This window comes from Mycobacterium sp. 236(2023) (genome assembly GCF_029623955.1).
Classification (GTDB): domain Bacteria; phylum Actinomycetota; class Actinomycetes; order Mycobacteriales; family Mycobacteriaceae; genus Mycobacterium.
Genome location: NZ_JARSBP010000003.1, coordinates 670,800 through 689,360, shown reverse-complemented (window position 1 = coordinate 689,360; position 18,561 = coordinate 670,800). Strand labels below are relative to the sequence as shown.

At 66.9% G+C, this 18,561-nt stretch carries 14 protein-coding genes and 1 pseudogene; 5 read left to right on the top strand and 10 right to left on the bottom strand.

Translation table 11 applies throughout. From position 1 onward, the window contains the following. Nucleotides 1-9 precede the first annotated feature (9 nt). Complete coding sequence (locus P9A17_RS14555) at nucleotides 10-1,875, top strand: S9 family peptidase (RefSeq protein ID WP_278039336.1); 1,866 nt, start codon at nucleotides 10-12, stop codon at nucleotides 1,873-1,875. A gap of 60 nt (nucleotides 1,876-1,935) precedes the next feature. On the opposite strand, the gene sucD is transcribed toward P9A17_RS14555, so the two are convergent. Both sucD and sucC read right to left on the bottom strand, forming a co-directional pair. Further along, complete coding sequence (sucD, locus tag P9A17_RS14550; RefSeq protein WP_278039335.1) at nucleotides 1,936-2,838, bottom strand: succinate--CoA ligase subunit alpha; 903 nt, start codon at nucleotides 2,836-2,838, stop codon at nucleotides 1,936-1,938. 14 nt (nucleotides 2,839-2,852) lie between these two features. Next, nucleotides 2,853-4,016 (bottom strand): ADP-forming succinate--CoA ligase subunit beta, encoded by a 1,164-nt coding sequence (gene sucC / locus P9A17_RS14545; protein ID WP_278039334.1) that lies wholly within the window; start codon nucleotides 4,014-4,016, stop codon nucleotides 2,853-2,855. A 255-nt stretch (nucleotides 4,017-4,271) separates the two neighbouring features. On the opposite strand from sucC, the gene P9A17_RS14540 reads away from it, so the two are divergent. Then, a complete protein-coding gene (locus tag P9A17_RS14540) occupies nucleotides 4,272-5,318 on the top strand; it encodes a M23 family metallopeptidase (protein WP_278039332.1) in 1,047 nt (348 codons plus the stop codon). Nucleotides 5,319-5,396: 78 nt separating this feature from the next. After that, nucleotides 5,397-5,951 carry a hypothetical protein gene (locus tag P9A17_RS14535; RefSeq protein WP_278039862.1) on the top strand — a complete coding sequence of 185 codons (555 nt, stop codon included), beginning with the start codon at nucleotides 5,397-5,399 and terminating at the stop codon, nucleotides 5,949-5,951. Between the two features lies 1 nt (nucleotide 5,952). Here the strand turns inward: P9A17_RS14535 and pcrA are convergent, their stop codons facing one another. Both pcrA and P9A17_RS14525 read right to left on the bottom strand, forming a co-directional pair. Next, complete coding sequence (gene pcrA / locus P9A17_RS14530; protein WP_278039331.1) at nucleotides 5,953-8,304, bottom strand: DNA helicase PcrA; 2,352 nt, start codon at nucleotides 8,302-8,304, stop codon at nucleotides 5,953-5,955. 125 nt (nucleotides 8,305-8,429) lie between these two features. Further along, entirely contained in the window at nucleotides 8,430-9,905 is a 1,476-nt protein-coding gene (locus P9A17_RS14525) for a hypothetical protein (protein ID WP_278039330.1), read from the bottom strand. Nucleotides 9,906-10,757: 852 nt separating this feature from the next. Here P9A17_RS14525 and P9A17_RS14520 point away from each other — a divergent pair. Beyond that, entirely contained in the window at nucleotides 10,758-11,102 is a 345-nt protein-coding gene (locus P9A17_RS14520; RefSeq protein WP_278039329.1) for a chorismate mutase, read from the top strand. A gap of 15 nt (nucleotides 11,103-11,117) precedes the next feature. Here the strand turns inward: P9A17_RS14520 and P9A17_RS14515 are convergent, their stop codons facing one another. Both P9A17_RS14515 and P9A17_RS14510 read right to left on the bottom strand, forming a co-directional pair. Then, a complete protein-coding gene (locus P9A17_RS14515) occupies nucleotides 11,118-13,136 on the bottom strand; it encodes an acyltransferase family protein (protein ID WP_278039328.1) in 2,019 nt (672 codons plus the stop codon). 75 nt (nucleotides 13,137-13,211) lie between these two features. Then, entirely contained in the window at nucleotides 13,212-14,669 is a 1,458-nt protein-coding gene (locus P9A17_RS14510) for an NAD-dependent succinate-semialdehyde dehydrogenase (protein WP_278039327.1), read from the bottom strand. A 49-nt stretch (nucleotides 14,670-14,718) separates the two neighbouring features. On the opposite strand from P9A17_RS14510, the gene pgi reads away from it, so the two are divergent. Next, nucleotides 14,719-16,368 carry a glucose-6-phosphate isomerase gene (gene pgi / locus P9A17_RS14505; RefSeq protein ID WP_278039326.1) on the top strand — a complete coding sequence of 550 codons (1,650 nt, stop codon included), beginning with the start codon at nucleotides 14,719-14,721 and terminating at the stop codon, nucleotides 16,366-16,368. Between the two features lie 86 nt (nucleotides 16,369-16,454). Here pgi and P9A17_RS14500 read toward each other — a convergent pair whose 3' ends face one another. The 4 genes and pseudogenes from P9A17_RS14500 to P9A17_RS14485 form a co-directional block, all read right to left on the bottom strand. Then, complete coding sequence (locus P9A17_RS14500; RefSeq protein ID WP_278039325.1) at nucleotides 16,455-17,204, bottom strand: SDR family oxidoreductase; 750 nt, start codon at nucleotides 17,202-17,204, stop codon at nucleotides 16,455-16,457. Between the two features lie 46 nt (nucleotides 17,205-17,250). Further along, on the bottom strand, nucleotides 17,251-17,724 hold the full coding sequence (locus P9A17_RS14495; RefSeq protein WP_278039861.1) for a zinc finger domain-containing protein: 474 nt from the start codon (nucleotides 17,722-17,724) through the stop codon (nucleotides 17,251-17,253). 150 nt (nucleotides 17,725-17,874) lie between these two features. Then, nucleotides 17,875-18,117 (bottom strand): annotated as a pseudogene (locus tag P9A17_RS14490) (DNA-formamidopyrimidine glycosylase family protein); the annotation flags it as partial. Between the two features lie 5 nt (nucleotides 18,118-18,122). Beyond that, a complete protein-coding gene (locus P9A17_RS14485; RefSeq protein WP_278039324.1) occupies nucleotides 18,123-18,506 on the bottom strand; it encodes a phage holin family protein in 384 nt (127 codons plus the stop codon). Nucleotides 18,507-18,561 lie beyond the last annotated feature (55 nt).

Here is an 18,561-nt window from a genome sequence, read left to right as displayed (position 1 = left end):
GAGGAACTCGTGACCGACACGACCCGCGCGCCGCTCATCTCCGTCGAAGACTTCTTCAGCCCGCCGCAGAAGGCGGGCGCCTCGATCTCGCCCGATGGCACCCGCATCGCATTTCTGGCGCCCTGGAAGAACCGCCTGAACGTGTGGGTGCAAGACGTCGACGGGAACGACGAACCCCGGTGCGTCACCGCCGACGAGACGCGCACCGTCTATCACTACAGCTGGACCCACGACTCGCGGTGGCTGCTCTACCTGCAGGACAGCGGCGGCGACGAACACTGGCACGTCTACCGGGTGGATCCCGACGCGCAGACCCCAACCGCCGTCGACCTCACCCCGTTCCCCGGCGTCCGCGCCTCCTACGATCTGCTGAAAGCTCGTCCGGGTAAGGCCCTCGTCCAGCACAATGCCCGCAACGCCGAACTGTTCGATGCCTTCGAGCTCGACATCGCCACCGGTGAGCTCACGCTGCTCGCCGAAAACCCCGGCACCGTCGTCGCCTGGATCAGCGGACCCGGCGGTGACCTGTTCACCAATACGTTGAATGCCGACGGCGATGTCGAGATCTCGCAATGGGATTCGGACACCTCGTCGCTGCGCAGCATCAGGGTGTACGAAGGCAAGGACTACCCGCTGGGCATCCATCCCATCGCGATCTCCCCTGACGGCACCGGCATCTGGTTCGGCAGTTATCAGGGCAGCGACCGACTGCGGCTGGTCCGCCTCGACGTGGCCTCCGGTGAGGAGACCGAGGTCGACAGTCACCCGACGCTGGACCTCGCGTCCCAGTTGGTGCTCCCGTCACCGCTGATCATCAGCGAGCGGACCGGCGAGCTGATCGGGGCGCGCTATTACGGTGCGCGACAAGAGATTCACGCGCTCGATGACGACTTCGCACGAGTGCTCGAGAACCTCACGGCACTGTCCGACGGCGATCTTGCCGGGATGTCCTGCGACGACAGCGGGCAACGCTGGGTGGTCAACTTCAGCCACGACCGCGATCCGAACGCCACCTATCTCTACGATCACACGACAGGTGAAAGTCGTTTGCTTTTCCGGCCTTATCCACACCTGGATCCCGCTGCGCTGGCACCGATGACGCCGGTCACGATCACCGCGCGCGACGGCCTGGAGCTGCATTCATATCTGACGTTGCCCGTCGGGGTGCCGCCGGAGAACCTCCCTCTCGTGCTGCTGGTGCATGGCGGACCCTGGTCGCGGGACTGCTGGATGTATCAGCCCGACGTGCAACTGCTGGCCAATCGCGGATACGCCGTGCTACAGGTCAACTTCCGCGGATCCACCGGCTACGGAAAGGCCTTCACGCAGGCCGCCATCGGCGAGTTCGCGGGCAAGATGCACGACGACCTGATCGACGCAGTGGACTGGGCGGTCAAGCAGAGCTATGCCGATCGCGACCGGGTCGCGATTTTCGGTGGCTCGTACGGCGGTTACGCGACGCTGGTCGGTGTCACATTCACCCCTGATGTCTTCGCCGCAGCCATCGACTACGTCGGGATCTCCAGCCTGCCCAACTTCATGCGCACGCTGCCGACGGTCGGGCGTCGATTCCTCGCCAACAACTGGGAGCTCTACGTCGGCGACCCGGCGGATCCGGGGCAGGAGGCCGACATGCTGGCGCGTTCGCCGATCACAAGGGTCGATCAGATCCGCACTCCGCTGCTGGTTGTGCAGGGCGCCAACGACTCTCGCGTTGTTCAGGCCGAATCCGACAACATGGTCGCGGCGCTGCGGGCCCGCGGCGTCGAGGTCGAGTACATGGTCAAGGAGGACGAGGGGCACGGATTCCTCAACCCGGACAACAACATCGACATGTACCACGCCGTCGAGAAGTTTCTCGCCACGCACCTGTAGGCGAGCCCGCATACAGAAAGCCCCCGGAATCAGGCGATCCGGGGGCTTTTTGGTGACGATCTACAGGTTGTTGTACAGCTCGCGTGCCTTGGCGGCGGTCTCCGACGGGGTCTTGCCAACGGCGACACCCGCAGCCTCCAGCGCTTCCTGCTTGCCCGCGGCGGTTCCGGCACCGTCGGACACGATGGCGCCGGCATGGCCCATCGTCTTGCCCTCGGGAGCGGTGAAGCCTGCGACGTAGCCGACGACCGGCTTGGTGACGTTGGCCTGGATGAAGGCGGCGGCCTTCTCCTCGGCGTCGCCACCGATCTCGCCGATCATCACGATCAGCTTGGTCTCGGGATCCTTCTCGAACGCCTCGAGGGCGTCGATGTGGGTGGTGCCGATGACCGGGTCGCCGCCGATGCCGATGGCGGTCGAGAAGCCGAGATCGCGCAGCTCGTACATCATCTGGTAGGTCAGGGTGCCGGACTTCGAGACCAGACCGATCGGGCCTTTGCCGGTGATGTTGTTCGGCGTGATGCCGACCAGCGACTCGCCGGGGGTGATGATGCCGGGGCAGTTCGGCCCGATGATGCGAGTCTTCTCGCCCTTCTCGACGTTGTAGGCCCACGCGTAGGCGCTGTCCTGCACCGGGATGCCCTCGGTGATGACGACCAGCAGCGGGATCTCGGCGTCGATGGCCTCGATGATGGCGTCCTTCGAGAACGCCGGCGGCACGAAGGCGATCGACACGTCGGCGCCGGTCTCCTTCATGGCCTCGGCCACGCTGCCGAACACCGGCAGCTCGATCTCGTTGCCCTCTTTGTCTTCGTGCTTGACGGTCGTGCCGGCCTTGCGCGCGTTCACGCCGCCCACGATCTGGGTGCCGGCCTTGAGCATCAGCTTGGTGTGCTTGGTGCCCTCGCCGCCGGTGATGCCCTGGACGATGACCTTGCTGTCCTTGTTCAGGAAGATAGACATTTGAGTTGGCTCCCTTACTTGTTGGCCAGCTCGGCGGCCTTGTCGGCCCCGGAGTCCATGGTTTCGGCCTGTACGACCAGCGGATGGTTGGCTTCGGCCAGGATGCGGCGGCCTTCGTCGACGTTGTTGCCGTCGAGACGGACGACCAGCGGCTTGTTGGCCTCGTCGCCGAGGATCTCCAGCGCCTTGACGATGCCGTTGGCCACCGCGTCGCAGGAGGTGATGCCACCGAACACGTTGACGAACACGCTCTTTACCTGGCTGTCGCCGAGGATCACGTCGAGACCGTTGGCCATCACCTCGGCCGACGCGCCGCCACCGATGTCGAGGAAGTTGGCGGGCTTGACTCCGCCGTGCTTCTCGCCGGCGTAGGCGACCACGTCGAGCGTGGACATGACCAGGCCCGCGCCGTTGCCGATGATGCCGACCTCACCGTCGAGCTTGACGTAGTTGAGGTCGTTCTCCTTGGCCTTGAGCTCGAGAGGATCAGTGGCGTCCTTGTCCTCGAACTCCTCGTGGCCGGGCTGCCGGAAGTCGGCGTTGGCATCCAGGGTGACCTTGCCGTCCAGCGCCAGGATCTGATCGTCGGGCGTGCGCACCAGCGGGTTCACCTCGACCAGGGTGGCGTCTTCCTTCGTGAAGACCTCCCACAGCTTCTGGATGGTGACGGCCGCGGCGTCGAGGACCTCGGCGGGCAGGTGGCCCTTCTCGGCGATCTCGCGCGCGAAGGCCAGATCGACACCCTTGACGGCGTCCACCGGGACCTTGGCCAGGCGGTCGGGCTTGGTGGCGGCGACCTCTTCGATCTCCATGCCGCCCTCGACCGAGCACATGGCGAGGTAGGTGCGGTTGGAGCGATCGAGCAGGAAGGAGATGTAGTACTCCTCCGCGATGTCGCTGGCCTCGGCGACGAGCAGCTTCTTGACGATGTGGCCCTTGATGTCCAGGCCGAGGATGTTGCCGGCGTGCTCGAGGGCATCGGCGGGGGTGGCGGCGTACTTCACGCCACCGGCCTTGCCGCGGCCGCCGACCTTGACCTGTGCCTTGACCATGACGGGACGGCCGATTTCCTCGGCGATCGCCTTGGCGTCTTCGGCAGAGTCGGTGACCCGGCCGGGAGTGGTGGGAACGTTGTGCTTGGCGAACAGTTCCTTCGCCTGGTACTCGAAGAGGTCCATGGACTCCACTGTCTGTCTGCGGCTAGAAATACGGCCCGACGGGGCCCGGGGGTGACTGTATCGACACGAGTGCCGACCGTTGTCATCGCATCCCGGTCATGTGGTCGATCTCACCGCAGGTCGCGTCGTGATTCAAGTCACATTCACGGGCGGAATAGGCGCACGGGTTGCCACTCTCATTGGAATTTGGTTAACGTCCTCTGGTCTAGATAACGGACCGGTCACGACGACTCCGGACATTAAGGACGTTTCAGGTTGCTTCAGCATCGTTCGCCTCGTACCCGCGAGGCCTTGGCGGCGCCTGGCCATTCCGAAGTCACCGACATCATCCCGTTTGATGAATTCGGCGACCTCAGCGATCTAGATCTCCTGCCGCAGGCGGCTTTTGACCGCGACACGCAGATCATCGACGCCCCCGAACTCGACGATCTCCACGACACCGACGACCTCACGCCGTTGCGACTCGTCGTGCCGACCGAGTTCCGCGCCGAGCCGCGCGCCCCTCGCCGCTCGTCGCAGCGCGCCTACCGCGACAGCCACACCGACGTCAGCGACGGCACAGCAAAGACGGACATCATCGACATGCGTGGCCGAAAAGGCATGCATCGCAAGCAAGAGGTGCCGGTCAAGGGCCGCCTCGTCGTCGCCGCGATGGCCGTCGGAGCTACTGCTGCCGGCGCCTACACGATGACGAACAACGCTCCGAAGGCCCCGGCCGAGACCGTTCTCGCGTCCGACCAGAATGTGCTGGGTGACGGGGCCGTCATCACCGGTTCCGTGGACGGTATGCAGGTGGTCTCCGTCGCGCCGGCCTCCAACTCGACGGTCCACGCCGAAGAGATCACGAAGGCCGCCGCGTTCGCGCAGGAGCGCGCCGAGCGCGAAGCCCGCCTCACCAAGCCACAGTTCGTCATGCCGACGACGGGCGTCTGGACTTCCGGCTTCGGCTACCGCTGGGGTGTGCTGCACGCCGGCATCGACATCGCGAACGCGATCGGCACCCCGATCCTCGCCGCCGCCGACGGCATCGTCATCGCGGCAGGCGCCGAAGGTGGCTACGGCAACCTGGTGAAGCTTCGCCACGCGGACGGCACGGTCACGCTCTACGGGCACAACAGCTCCGTGCTGGTCAATGTCGGTGAGCGCGTCATGGCGGGCGACCAGATCGCCAAAATGGGCAACACCGGTAACTCGACCGGCCCGCACTGCCACTTCGAGGTACACCTCAACGGCACCGACCGTGTCGACCCTGTCGGCTGGCTGGCCAAGCGGGGGCTCTCCCCCGGCGGCTACGTTGGCTGAGTGGCCAGCGACACCCCTTTCGAACCCGATCCACCTCCCGACCCGGACTCGGCCTCAGACGACGCCAGTACCCGGATTCTGCGTCGCGCCCCGCTGACCACCGGATCGCAGCCCACATCTGTCCCTGACGCCTTTTCTGAGCCGCCCACGAGCATCCTGCGCCGCCACCCCACCGGAGCTATGCCCGTCGTCGTCTCCGATCCAGTTACCCAGATGGTGCCGCGGGCCAAACCCACCGCGGTGGGGCCACCCCGAGCTCTGCGGGTCGATGCGCGCTCCGCCATCGCCACCGCCGTCTTCAGCATCCTGTCCGGCTGGGCCAGCGGTGTGATCGCCACCGACCTGATCACCGGATGGTGGGCCACCGACCCGCTGTTCTGCGTGGCGGTCGGATTCCTCGCCGCGGTGTCGGCCGCGGCCTCGATCAGCGGGGTGATCGCTCTGCTGCTGCGCCGCAGGACCGCACGGCTTCTGGTCGTTGTCGGCGCTGTGATCGCGCTGCTGATTTTCGCAAGCCTGTTCGTCGCCGGCGCCAGCCTGCCGGCGCTGGTCTATACGTTGCCGCTGCTGCCGCTTGTGTCGATCGTGCTCGCGGCGCTTCCCGCGACGGCGCGATGGAGCCGCACCGACTGACCTACAGCTTGCTGATGGGTGCGTGGTTGTGCATCAGTTTCACGCGCCCCGCGCTGCCGAAGTCGATCAGCGACATCGCGGACTCGCCGGCACCGGAGACCTCCTCGACACGGCCGAGGCCGTACTTGTCGTGGGTGACGCGGTCTCCGGCCTCGAGCACGATCAGCGACCGCTTGCCCGCTGCCGGCCGCGACGGTGACGGACGCGGGGTGCCGTAGCGGCCGGCGTTGCCCACCGGCGCTGAGTACGGCGACGCCGGCGCCTCGGTGCGACGCCAGTCGATGAGTTCCTGCGGGATCTCCCGTAGGAAGCGGGATTCCGGGTTGAGCATCGGTTGGCCCCACGACGAACGGACCTTGGCCCGGCTCAGGTACAGCCGCTGGCGGGCGCGGGTGATGCCGACGTAGGCCAGCCGCCGCTCCTCGGAGAGCTCCACCGGGTCGCCGAGCGCTCGCATGTGCGGGAACATGCCGTCCTCCCAACCGGTCACGAAAACCAGCGGGAACTCCAGGCCTTTGGCGGTGTGCAGCGTCATCATCGTCACGACACCCGCGCCGTGTTCGGGGATGTCGTCGGCGTCGGCGACCAGGGAGACCCGTTCCAGGAAGGATGCCAGGACGCCGGTGTCGGGCACGTCCTCGTCCTGCGGCTCCTCGCCGCCCTCTTCTGCCAGAGCCCGGGCGTTGGCCAGATCGGTGCTGAATTCGTGTGCGACGCTGACCAATTCGTTGAGGTTGTCGAGCCGGGCCAGGTCCTGCGGATCGTTGGACGATTCCAGTTCGGCGCGGTAGCCCGTGCGGTCCAGGACTGTCTCGACCAGGTCGCCGAGCTCGCCGTCGAGGCCGCCACGGAGCTCGTCGAGCAACTCGACGAACGCGGCGATCTGCTTCTCGGAGCGGCTGTTGAGCATCGGGACATTGCCCTCGGCGGCAGCGTGCAGCGCCTCGTTGAAGTTCGAGCCGGTATTCTCCGCATACACCGCCACGCAGGCCTCGGCGCGGTCGCCGATACCGCGGCGCGGCGTGTTGAGGATGCGCCGCATGCTCACCGCGTCGCCCGGGTTGTCCAGCACACGGAGGTAGGCGACGATGTCGCGAATCTCTTTGCGCTCGTAAAAGCGCACTCCCCCAACCACTTTGTACGGAATGCCGGCACGGATGAAGACTTCTTCTATGGCACGCGAAGAGTTGTTGGTGCGATAGAAGACCGCGACGTCGTTGTAGGAGAAGTCGCCGACCGCGTCGGACAGCGCATCGATCTCCTGCGCGATGAAGCGCGCCTCGTCGTGCTCGTTGTCGGCGACGTACCCGACGATCAACTCGCCCTCGCCCGCGTCGGTCCACAGCCGCTTCTCGCGACGGCCGACGTTGCGGGCGATCACCGAGTTCGCGGCGTTGAGGATCGTCTGTGTCGAGCGGTAATTCTGTTCCAGCAGAATGGTTGTGGCGTTCGGGAAGTCGCGCTCGAAGTCCTCGATGTTGCGTATGGTGGCGCCGCGGAACGCATAGATCGACTGGTCGGCGTCACCGACGACACACAACTCGGCAGGCGCGACACCGTCGACCGTTTCCGTACCCACCAACTCACGCACCAGCACGTACTGGGCGTGGTTGGTGTCCTGGTACTCGTCGACGAGGATGTGCCGGAACCGGCGCCGGTAGTACTGGGCGATCTGCGGAAACGCTTGCAGCACAGCGACTGTCTCGCCGATGAGGTCGTCGAAGTCGAGCGCGTTGGCCGTCCGCAACCGGCGCTGGTATTCGGCGTACACCTCGGCGATGATGCGCGCCAGGTCGTCCTCGGCCTCGGAGGCTTCGGCCGCAGCCTGCTCGGGCCCGATCAACTCGTTCTTGAGGTTGGAGATGCCGTTGGCCAGCAACCGCGGCGAATGCCGCTTGGTGTCGAGGCCCATGTCCTTGCCGATCATCATCAGCAGCCGCCGCGAGTCGTCGGCATCGTAGATCGAGAAGTTGGAGTTCAGGCCGGGCAACAACGAGGCCTGATTGCGCAGGATCCGCACACACGTCGAGTGGAACGTCGACACCCACATGTTCCTGGCCCGCGGACCCACCAGAGACACCACCCGCTCGCGCATCTCGGCGGCCGCCTTGTTGGTGAACGTGATGGCGAGCACCTGGCCCACGCCCACGTCGCGGGCGGCCAGCAGATAGGCGATGCGCCGGGTCAACACCGCGGTCTTGCCTGACCCGGCGCCGGCCACGATCAGCAGCGGGGATCCTTCGTGCAGCACCGCTTGACGCTGCTGCGGGTTGAGGCCTTCGAGGAGGTCTGCGGGATTGTCACTGCCGGACATTGGCCTGGCTTCATCGTTCAGGGTCACGTGCACACTCATGTCGGAACCGAACTTACCGCTGAAGGCGGACACTTCTGGACCCCGCGCGGAAATCGCGCGCAAGAAGAAGGCCCTCCGGGACGGGGCCTCACACCCTGTCGCCCCGGAGAGCCTTCGTTCATCCTCTAGTCGTCGGAAGCGTCAGACCGGCTCGTCGTGCCGTCCGATCCCTCGCTGCCGTCGTTGCCGCCAGCACCGCCGGCACCGCCGAGGCCACCGACGCCCGCGGTCGCCTCACCCTTTCCGCCCGGCAGATTCGGCAGGGTCGCATCGCCGCCGTCACCGCCGTCTCCGCCGTCACTCATCACCGCGCCGCCACGGCCACCGTTGCCACCGGTGCCGCCGGTTGCGTCGCCGTCGGAGTCGGACAGCCCACCGGTGTACACGGTGCCGTTGCCGGCATTGCCGCCGTCGCCGCCGCGACCCAAGGTGCGCACGTCACCACCGTCGCCGCCGTCACCGCCGACGCCGTCGCCCTCGACGGACTGGCCGTCGCCACCGTTGCCGCCCGAACCGCCGCTGCCGATCGATGCGTTCCCGCCGTCGCCGCCGCGACCGCCGGCCGCCGTACCGTCGAGGCTCGTCGCGTCGCCGGCCGCGCCGCCACTGCCGCCGGTACCGGACCTGCTCGCGCCGCCGTCGCCACCGGTACCACCGACGGCTTCGGTGCCTTCGAGCAGTCCCGCGGCATGACCGCCGTCACCACCGGCGCCGCCGTTGCCCGTCGACGATTTGCCGCCGTCGCCACCCCAGCCGCCGTAGGCGTTCCCGCCGAGCGAGATCGCTTCGCCGCCGTTGCCACCCGCTCCGCCGTGGCGGCCGGTGGCGTCGCCACCATAACCACCGTCTCCGCCGGTGGCGTCACCGTTGTCGGACGTCGCCTTGCCGCCGTCGCCACCGGTGCCACCGCTGCCGGCGCGCAGGCCGCCGCGGCCACCATCGCCGCCCCAGCCCGCCTCGGCGTTGTTGTTCAGTGGATCGCTGGAGTCCAGCTGGTTGTCGTCATCGCCGCCCCTGCCGCCGTCGCCGCCCCTGCCGAACAGGCTGCCGCGCCCGCCGTTGCCACCGTCGGTGGCCGCCAGCTTCTCGCCTGTCTGCGGCCGGTACTCGGCGTCGAGGCCGTCGCCGCCGTTGCCGCCATCGCCGAAGAACAGCCCCGCGTTGCCGCCGTCCCATCCGTACCGGCCATCGCCGCCGTTACCCCAGAGCACTCCGCCGTTGCCACCGCGGCATGCGCTGCCTTCGCAGTCCTCGGCGGCGTCGATGCCATCGCCGATCAGCCAGCCGCCCGGGCCGATCATCGGGCGCAGCACCGGATTGGCCGATGCCAACGCGATCGGCGTCGGTGCACCACTGGAACCCACCAAGGTGTCGCACCCGGATGCGGCACCGGCGCCGGCCAGGCACTCGGGTGGCAGTGCCGAATCGGTCGACACCAGCTTCACCGTCATCGCCGCGGTCGACGGCGACTCGACGTCAGGAGCGATCGCCAGCGCCAGGCCTGTCCCCACCATTGCCGTCCCGAACACCCCGGCCGTGAGGTAGCGGAGCACGGAACCCTGTGCTGTCGTCGACTTTTGCTTAGCGCGGTGCCTCGCCATGAATGACTCCCCCATCCGGAGTTCGCTCGCCCCGTGTCGGCGATGAATTGTGACCCACATTACGTGCGCACCAGGAATCTAAGGTCGCTCACAGCAACGTGTCAAGGCGACATTCAGATTTGCTCCGAGCTTTTCGCCATCCGGGGCACTTTGCGCGGGAGCCGATTGCGACGAGGTATGGCCTGTCGGTCTAAATATGCTCATTCAGAAGGTATTTCATGATCACCAACACCCACTCCGACGCCACTGATCAATCGGCAGGGGCCACCGAAGAATGCACGTGAAGAGTAACTGTTCCGAGCATTCAGCAAATTGCTAACGCGAACTCTCCCATCGGAGCGTTCGACTCGCCACCACCCGCCTCCGTCGACCCAGACCAACTGGCGGACGACGGTCCGCAGCATTACCCAGCAACCTGCTCGCGGCACGAACCCGCGTTCCCCCTGCGCATTTTCGCCTTGACCGGACCGCGTCCCTTTGATGCGGATTCGTCGCACGTCTCGCCGTCACTGTATCTCGGCCTCGACCTCCATACCCGCTAGTTGAGAACGGAATTTTGGGGTGTCTCCCGCACCGCCGGGTGCGCGTCGGCGAGGCGCCGAGCCAGGTTGCCGCGCCGTTCGCGTGAGCGCCGCCGCGGACCGGCCAAGGCGCCTACGGCACGTGAGGGGCAAACTCATCTGCCACCGGCGCCGTCGACTCTTTGCGCTGCACCGGCGGCTAGTGGCACACTCACTACGTGCTCAATGCGCAGTGGCGATTTTTCTACGGGTACCGGCCAGCGGTGCCCGTGGTGTAGCTGCTTCCCAGAGCCCCGCGGTCCGCTTCGGCGATCCGGGGCTCGTCTCTTGTGTGAGGCCCGATACGGAGCGGCCTTCCGAACACGAGAATCCGGAGACCACCATGACGACGCACACGACAACGGCGCACACAGAAACCACTGAATCATTGACAGTGCCTGATATCGACGACCTTCGCCTCGAGATCGACCGCCTCGACGCCGCGATCCTCGAAGCGATCCAGCGCCGCACCGAGGTGTCTCAGATGATCGGCAAGGCCCGCATGGCCTCCGGTGGCACGCGCCTCGTCCACAGCCGCGAGATGAAGGTCATCGAGCGCTACAGCGTGCTCGGCGAAGAGGGCAAGAACCTCGCCATGCTGCTGCTCCGCCTCGGCCGCGGCCGCCTCGGCCACTGATCTCTCCGCAGGTCCTCACTCGGGCTTGAGCGCCTCGACCAGCCACGGGGTCATCCACTCGACGGCCTCCGGGGTCGGGTGCACGCCGTCGCTGCGCACCCTCATGCCGTTGACCCGCACCTGGTAGTACCCGTTGGGACTGAGCTTCTTGTTCAAGTCGAGCACCGTCGCGTTCGGGCGCTTCTCGACGACGCTGCGCAACAACGTGTTCCACGCTTCCACCCGCTTGGGCTGATCCTCCGGATAGAGGCTGCCGTCCGGCTTCTCCGACCGGCGGTTGTAGGGCTCGGTCGTGACGACGATCCGGGCGCCGGTGGAGCCGAGGATGTCGAGTGCGCGATTGAGCTCATCACGTAGATAGGCGTCGTAGCCGGGCTCGCCGATATGCGTCCACTGCCCCTCGCTCATGCGGTCGACGACCTCCCACCGGCCGACCATCAACAGCACGACGTCCGGTTTCTCGTGACCGATCCGCTGCGCCCAGCGCGCGGGCCACGCATCGCATTCGGGTTTCTGCTCGAGTTCCTGGCCGACATACTCGTACGGCCCGCCGCGGGCGATCCCGCATCCGACCGTGGTGAAGTTCGCGAAGTCCACGCCGGGTGTCTCGGGCAGGTAGCGCATCATCGTCCACGCGATCGAGTCGCCGAACACCGCGACGCGCAGGTCACCGGGCGCGGGCGGTTGCGGAGGCCTCGTCATGACCTCGACCGGAACCTCCGGCCCGATCAGCGCCGCAGTGTCGACGAGCGGACCGGGCTGCGGTGGCTCGGGGATCACGCGGACCGGCAGCACGGTCATCGTCACGACCGCCGCCGTCGCTGCCGTCGCCCCGGCCAGCGGCAGCATCGGGACGAACGTCGGGCGCCACTCGCGGATCGGCTGCTCGATGAGCCACCAGGACACCGCGGCGACCGCGATGGTCGCCGCACACCGCAACGCGAACAACTGCCACCCGGAGATCCCGGTCCGTTCGCCGTTGAGCACCAGGAAGATCGGCCAGTGCCACAGGTAGACGCCGTAGGAGATCGCACCGAGCCCGACGAGTGGGCCGACCGACAGCAGCCGTGCGACGGGACCGTCCTGGGCGAGCGTCACCGGCGCGATGACGAGGATCGCGGCCAGCGCCACCACGATGAGCAGCCCGCTGCGGAACTCCTCGGCGCTGCCGGTCGCGATGCGGGCCGCCATGAACAGCACCACGAGCCCGACCACCGGAAGCGACCAGGCCAGCCACCGCGTCCACCGTGACCGGAACATCACCAGCCCGGCGGTCAGGCCCCGCCAGTCCCGGACGACGAGAGCGGCCGCCGCCGCTCCGACGAGCAGCGCCTGCACGCGGGTGTCGGTGCCGAAGTAGACGCGGTTGAGGTTCTCGGGGGAACTGAGCAGCGCCGTCGCCGTGGCGGACCCGACGATTCCGGCGAGAGCGAGGACGAACACCGCGGTGCGGACGGCTCGCTGCGACAGTGTCACGCCGCGGCGGTACGCGATCGCGCCAAGGCCGGCAAGGACGGCGGCGATCAGCACCGGCCAGATGACGTAGTACTGCTCCTCGACGGCAAGCGACCATGTGTGCTGCAGCGGCGACGGCGGTGCCCCCTGCGCGAAGTAGTCGGTCTTCTGGGCTACGAACATCCAGTTCGACATCCAGAAGAACGTCGCGACCGCATCGTCGCGCAGGCTCGCGGTGGACTCCTCGGAGAACAGTTCGCGCAGGGCCACGACGGTCAGGACCATGACGAGCAGTGCGGGCAGCAGCCTGCGCGCGCGACGGATCCAGAAGCCCTTCAACCCGATGCCACCGGTGCGGCCCATCTCGTCGAGCAGCAGCGAGGTGATCAGAAATCCGCTCAGGACGAAGAAGACGTCGACGCCGAGGAAGCCACCCGACAGGCCGGGGATGCCGCCGTGGTCGGCGAGCACCAGCGCGACGGCGATGGCCCGCATCCCGTCGAGCGCCGGGATCGACTGGCCCGGACCGACATACCGGCGCGGGCCCACGCGAGTTGGCGCCGCACTCACGGCAGTCACAGTTCCGGTGCCCTCCTTGCCTTCGAGCAAGGAAGTCTATGGACGTGCGGGTGCCCGATCGGGAAGGCGCGCTGGCTATGTGGTCAACGCGATGTACTTCGTGTCGAGGTACTCCTCGATACCCTCGCTGCCGCCTTCGCGGCCGAAGCCGGATTCCTTGATTCCGCCGAACGGTGCGGCGGCGTCGGAGATCACTCCGCGGTTGACACCGACCATGCCGGATTCGATGTTCTCTGCGACGCGCAGGGCGCGGTCCAGCGACTGCGTGTAGACGTAGGCGGCCAGCCCGTACTCGGTGTTGTTGGCTGCCGCGATGCCTTCCTCTTCGGTGTCGAAGCCGGCGATCGGCGCGACAGGTCCGAAGACTTCCTCCTTGAGGATCCGGGCGTCGGCGGGTACGTCGGTGAGCACGGTGGCGGGATAGAAGTTGCCCGGGCCGCCGGGTGCGACGCCGCCGACGGCGACGGTCGCGCCGCGCGACACGGCGTCGGACACCAGCTCCGTCACGGTGGCGACCTGTTTGGCGTTGATGAGCGGGCCGAGCGTCGACGTGTCGTCGAGGCCCTTGCCGAGCGTGAACTCACTCATGCGCTTGACGAACTTGTCGGTGAACTCCTCGCGCACGGCGTTGGCGACGTGGAATCGGTTGGCTGCGGTGCACGCCTCGCCACCGTTGCGCATCTTCGCGAGGATGGCACCGTCGACCGCGGCATCGACATCGGCGTCGTCGAACACGATGAACGGGGCATTGCCGCCGAGTTCCATCGACGTCCGGAGCAGCTTGTCCGCGGACTGTTTCACGAGGGCCTTGCCGACGCCGGTGGAGCCGGTGAACGTCAGTTTGCGCAGCCGGCCGTCGTTGATGAGCGCCTCGGTGACGGGACCCGGGCTGCTGGTCGGCAGCACCGACAGCACGCCCTTGGGAAGGCCCGCCTCGGCCATCAGCTTTGCCAGCAGCAGCATCGTCAACGGCGTCTCCTGCGCCGGCTTGACGATCATGGTGCAGCCGGCGGCGAATGCCGGGCCCATCTTGCGAGTGCCCATGGCGAGTGGAAAGTTCCACGGCGTGATCGCGTAGCAGGGGCCGACGGCCTGCTTGGTGACGATGATGCGACCGTTGCCGGCAGGGCTGGGCGTGAAGCGTCCGCCGATGCGCACGGCTTCCTCGGCGAACCACCGGAAGAACTCCGCGCCGTAGGTCACTTCGCCTTTGCTTTCGGCGACGACCTTGCCCATTTCGAGCGTCATCAGTGCGGCGATGTCGTCGGCGCGCGCGGTGATGGTCTCGAAGACCGATCGCAGGATCTCGCCGCGCTTGCGTGGTGCGGTGCCCGCCCACTCCGCCTGCACTGCGCAGGCCGCGTCGAGCGCCGCGCGGGCGTCGTCGGGGGTTGCGTCGGCGACGGCGACGAGGACCGTGTCGTCGCTCGGGTCCAGAACGTCGAACGTCGACCTGCCCTGACGCTCTTCACCGCCGATCCACAGGCCGGTGGGAACTGACGCCAGCAGGTCCGAGGCAGCGGAAGCATCCATGCCCCAAGTCTTTCACCCCTGTCCACCTGGCGGCACTAGTGTTCTGAACATGGGAACCGACATCACCGCTTCGCCTGCCTGGCAGGCACTGGCCCGGCACCACGACGAGCTCGCCGGTAGGGATCTGCGCGGCCTGTTCGCCGACGATCCGGCCCGCGGCACCGACTTGGCGCTCACCGTCGGAGACCTCTACATCGACTACAGCAAGCACCGCGTCACGGCCGAGACGCTGACACTGCTGCTCGACCTGGCGCGCGCCGCCGAGTTGCCGGCAAGGCGTGACGCAATGTTCTCGGGCGAGCACATCAACACCTCGGAGGACCGCGCGGTACTCCACACGGCGTTGCGCCTGCCCCGCGGTTCGGAGTTGATCGTCGACGGTCAGGACGTCGTGGCCGATGTACACGAGGTGCTCGACCGGATGGGTGACTTCACCGACCGGCTGCGCAGCGGCGAGTGGCGCGGCGCGACGGGCGAGCGCATCACAACCGTCGTCAACATCGGCATCGGCGGCTCGGACCTGGGCCCGGTGATGGTGGATCAGGCGTTGCGCCACTATGCCGACGCCGGCATCTCGGCGCGTTTCGTGTCGAATGTCGACCCTGCGGATCTGGTGGCCAAGCTGGCCGGACTCGACCCTGCGACAACGCTTTTCGTCATCGCGTCGAAGACGTTCTCGACGCTGGAGACGCTGACCAACGCGACGGCGGCGCGGCGCTGGCTGACCGAAGGCCTGGGCGATGCGGCGGTGGCGAAGCACTTCGTCGCGGTGTCGACGAACGCGAAGCTCGTCGACGACTTCGGGATCAACACCGACAACATGTTCGGTTTCTGGGATTGGGTCGGCGGGCGCTACTCGGTGGATTCGGCGATCGGGTTGTCGGTGATGGCGGTGATCGGCAAGGAGCGCTTCGCGGAGTTCCTGGCCGGCTTCCATCTCGTCGACGAGCATTTCCGGACGGCTCCGCTGGAGGAGAACGCGCCGGTGCTACTCGGGTTGATCGGGCTCTGGTACAACAATTTCTTCGGCGCGGAAACCCGTGCGGTGCTTCCTTATTCGAATGATCTGGCGCGGTTCGCGGCGTATCTGCAGCAGCTGACGATGGAGTCCAACGGCAAGTCGGTGCAGGCCGACGGCACCCCGGTGACCACCGCCACCGGCGAGATCTTCTGGGGCGAGCCGGGCACCAACGGCCAGCACGCCTTCTATCAGTTGCTGCATCAGGGCACCCGGTTGATTCCGGCCGACTTCATCGGTTTCAGCCAGCCGACCGACGACCTGCCGACCGCCGACGGCACCGGCAGCATGCACGACCTGTTGATGAGCAATTACTTCGCGCAGACGCAGGTGCTGGCGTTCGGCAAGACGGCCGAGGAGATTGCAGCTGAGGGCACCGCGCCGAATGTGGTGCCTCACAAGGTGATGCCGGGCAATCGGCCGAGCACGTCGATCTTGGCGACGAAGCTGACACCGTCGGTGGTGGGCCAGCTCGTCGCGCTCTACGAGCATCAGGTTTTCGTCGAGGGTGTCATCTGGGGTATCGACTCGTTCGACCAGTGGGGTGTGGAATTCGGCAAGACGCAGGCCAAGGCGCTGCTACCGGTGATCACGTCCGATGAGTCGCCCGCCGAACAGTCGGACTCGTCGACGGACGCCCTCGTGCGGCGCTACCGGGCGGAGCGAGGTCGAACAGCCTGAGCCGGGCGGCGCGAGCGTGCGCAAAGTTCGAGAAATCTGCCGCGTGTCGCCCGCAGACGCGCACGCTCGCGGCGAAGAAGGGGCCGCTATGCGAAGTACTTGGTGAAGCGCGGCGGCAGCAGCTTCATGACCTCGACCAGCGGCCACCATGGCCAGCCGGGGACCACGGCGCGGCCCTTCTCCTTCTCGATGGCGTCGACCATCGCCTTGACGCCGGTCTCGTTGTCGACCATCAGCATCGTGGAGTTGGACTTGGCCGTCATCTCCGACTCGATGTAGCCGGGTTCGAGCACGGTGATCTTGATCGGTCCGGACGGGTACTCGGCGCGCAGCGATTGGCCCAGCGATGTCACGCCGGCCTTGCTCGCCGAGTAGGCGGCCTTGAACCCGGGGACGCCGACGTTGCCCAGCACCGACGACACGAGGACGAGGTGCCCGGCGCCCGCCGACTTGAACATCTCGAGTGCCGTCTCGATCTGCACAAGTGCGGCAACGAGATTCGTCTCGATCGTGGCCTTGTTGGCCCACATCTTGCCACCGCCGAGCGGGTAGCCCTTGCCGATTCCGGCGTTGACGATGACGCAGTCGATGCCGCCGAGTTCGTCGCTCAGCTCGTTGAAGACCTTGGCCACCTGCTCGTGGTCGTTGACATCGAGAGACGCCACCGCGACCTTGATGTTCGGGTAGCGCGTGGCCAGTTCGGCCTTGAGCTCGTCGAGGTTGTCGAGCCGGCGCGCGCACAGGGCCAGGTCGCGTCCCTTGGCGGCGAACTGGCGGGCCATCCCCGCGCCGAGGCCGGAGCTCGCGCCGGTGATCAGGATCTTCTGCCGAGTCATGCGGGAAGGATAACCGAGTTAGACAAGTCAGGACCAATCGCCGGAGCTACTTGAGCAGCCGCGACATCCGGCGGTCGGCGAGGACTTTGCCGCCGGTCTGGCATGTCGGGCAGTACTGGAAGGACTTGTCGGCGAACGACACCTCGCGCACCGTGTCACCGCAGACCGGGCACGGCAGCCCGGTGCGCGCGTGCACCCGCAACCCCGACCGCTTCTCCCCCTTCAGCGTGGCGGCCTGCTGGCCGACCGACCGCGTCACGGCGTCGGTGAGCACGCTGATCATCGCGTCGTGCAGCGCCGCGAGCTGGGCCTCGGTGAGTTTGTTCGACGTCGCGAACGGAGAGAGTTTCGCGACGTGCAGAATCTCGTCGCTGTAGGCGTTGCCGATGCCGGCGATGACCTTCTGGTCGGTGATGACGGTCTTGATGCGGCCGCCCTGCGTCTTGAGTACGTCGGCCAGCCCGTCGGCGGTCAACGACAGCGCGTCCGGCCCCAGGGCCGCGATCTGGGGCACGGCCAACGGATCCGTTGTCACCCACACCGCCAGCCGCTTCTGGGTACCGGCCTCGGTCAGGTCGAAACCGGGGGCCTCCCCCGGCGTGCCGAGATGCATGCGCAGCGCGATCGGACCCTTGCCCGACGGCTTCAGCGGCACCGGCGACAACTTGTCCGACCAACGCAGCCATCCGGCCCGGGACAGATGGGTGATCAGATGCAGGTCACCCGCCTGCAGGCCGAGGTACTTGCCCCACCGGTTGGCCGCGGTCACCTCGTGGCCGGCCAGCGCCGTGACCGGCGGGTCGAACGTCTTGAGCACCGACAGGGCCGAGACGTCGACCCGGCCGATCGTCAGGCCGACAGCGTGGCGACGCAGATGATCGGCGAGCGCTTCCACCTCGGGGAGTTCGGGCATGTCATTCAGTCTGCCTGGACGACGAGCGAGAGGAGCCAGCTCACGATCGACAACACGATGGCGGCCCAGATCGCGGTCCACCAGAAGTCGTCGATGGACAGGCCCCAGTGGGTGGTGTTCTCGGTGATCCTCGAGGTGATCCACAACATGAACGCGTTGATCACGATGTGGAAGAGACCGAGCGTGAGGATGTAGAGCGGGATCGAGATGATCTGGACGATCGGCTTGATGATGGCGTTGACCAGCCCGAAGATCACCGCGACGACGAAGATGATGCCGACCCGCGCCAGCGTCGAATCCCCGCCGACGAATTCGATGCCGGGCACCAGGAGCGTGACCACCCAGAGCGCGAGCCCGGTCAGACCGGCGCGCAGCAAGAACAATCCCATCCGATCATGATCCACCCCGCACGTCACAAGATGGCATTACCGCAAGTATCCGGTA

Coding starts and splice junctions, on each gene's coding strand:
- sucC (WP_278039334.1), bottom strand. CDS start 4,016: ATGGACCTCTTCGAGTACCAGGCGAAGGAACTGTTCGCCAAGCACAAC.
- pgi (WP_278039326.1), top strand. CDS start 14,719: ATGGGAACCGACATCACCGCTTCGCCTGCCTGGCAGGCACTGGCCCGG.
- pcrA (WP_278039331.1), bottom strand. CDS start 8,304: ATGAGTGTGCACGTGACCCTGAACGATGAAGCCAGGCCAATGTCCGGC.
- P9A17_RS14485 (WP_278039324.1), bottom strand. CDS start 18,506: ATGGGATTGTTCTTGCTGCGCGCCGGTCTGACCGGGCTCGCGCTCTGG.
- P9A17_RS14525 (WP_278039330.1), bottom strand. CDS start 9,905: ATGGCGAGGCACCGCGCTAAGCAAAAGTCGACGACAGCACAGGGTTCC.
- P9A17_RS14510 (WP_278039327.1), bottom strand. CDS start 14,669: ATGGATGCTTCCGCTGCCTCGGACCTGCTGGCGTCAGTTCCCACCGGC.
- sucD (WP_278039335.1), bottom strand. CDS start 2,838: ATGTCTATCTTCCTGAACAAGGACAGCAAGGTCATCGTCCAGGGCATC.
- P9A17_RS14500 (WP_278039325.1), bottom strand. CDS start 17,204: ATGACTCGGCAGAAGATCCTGATCACCGGCGCGAGCTCCGGCCTCGGC.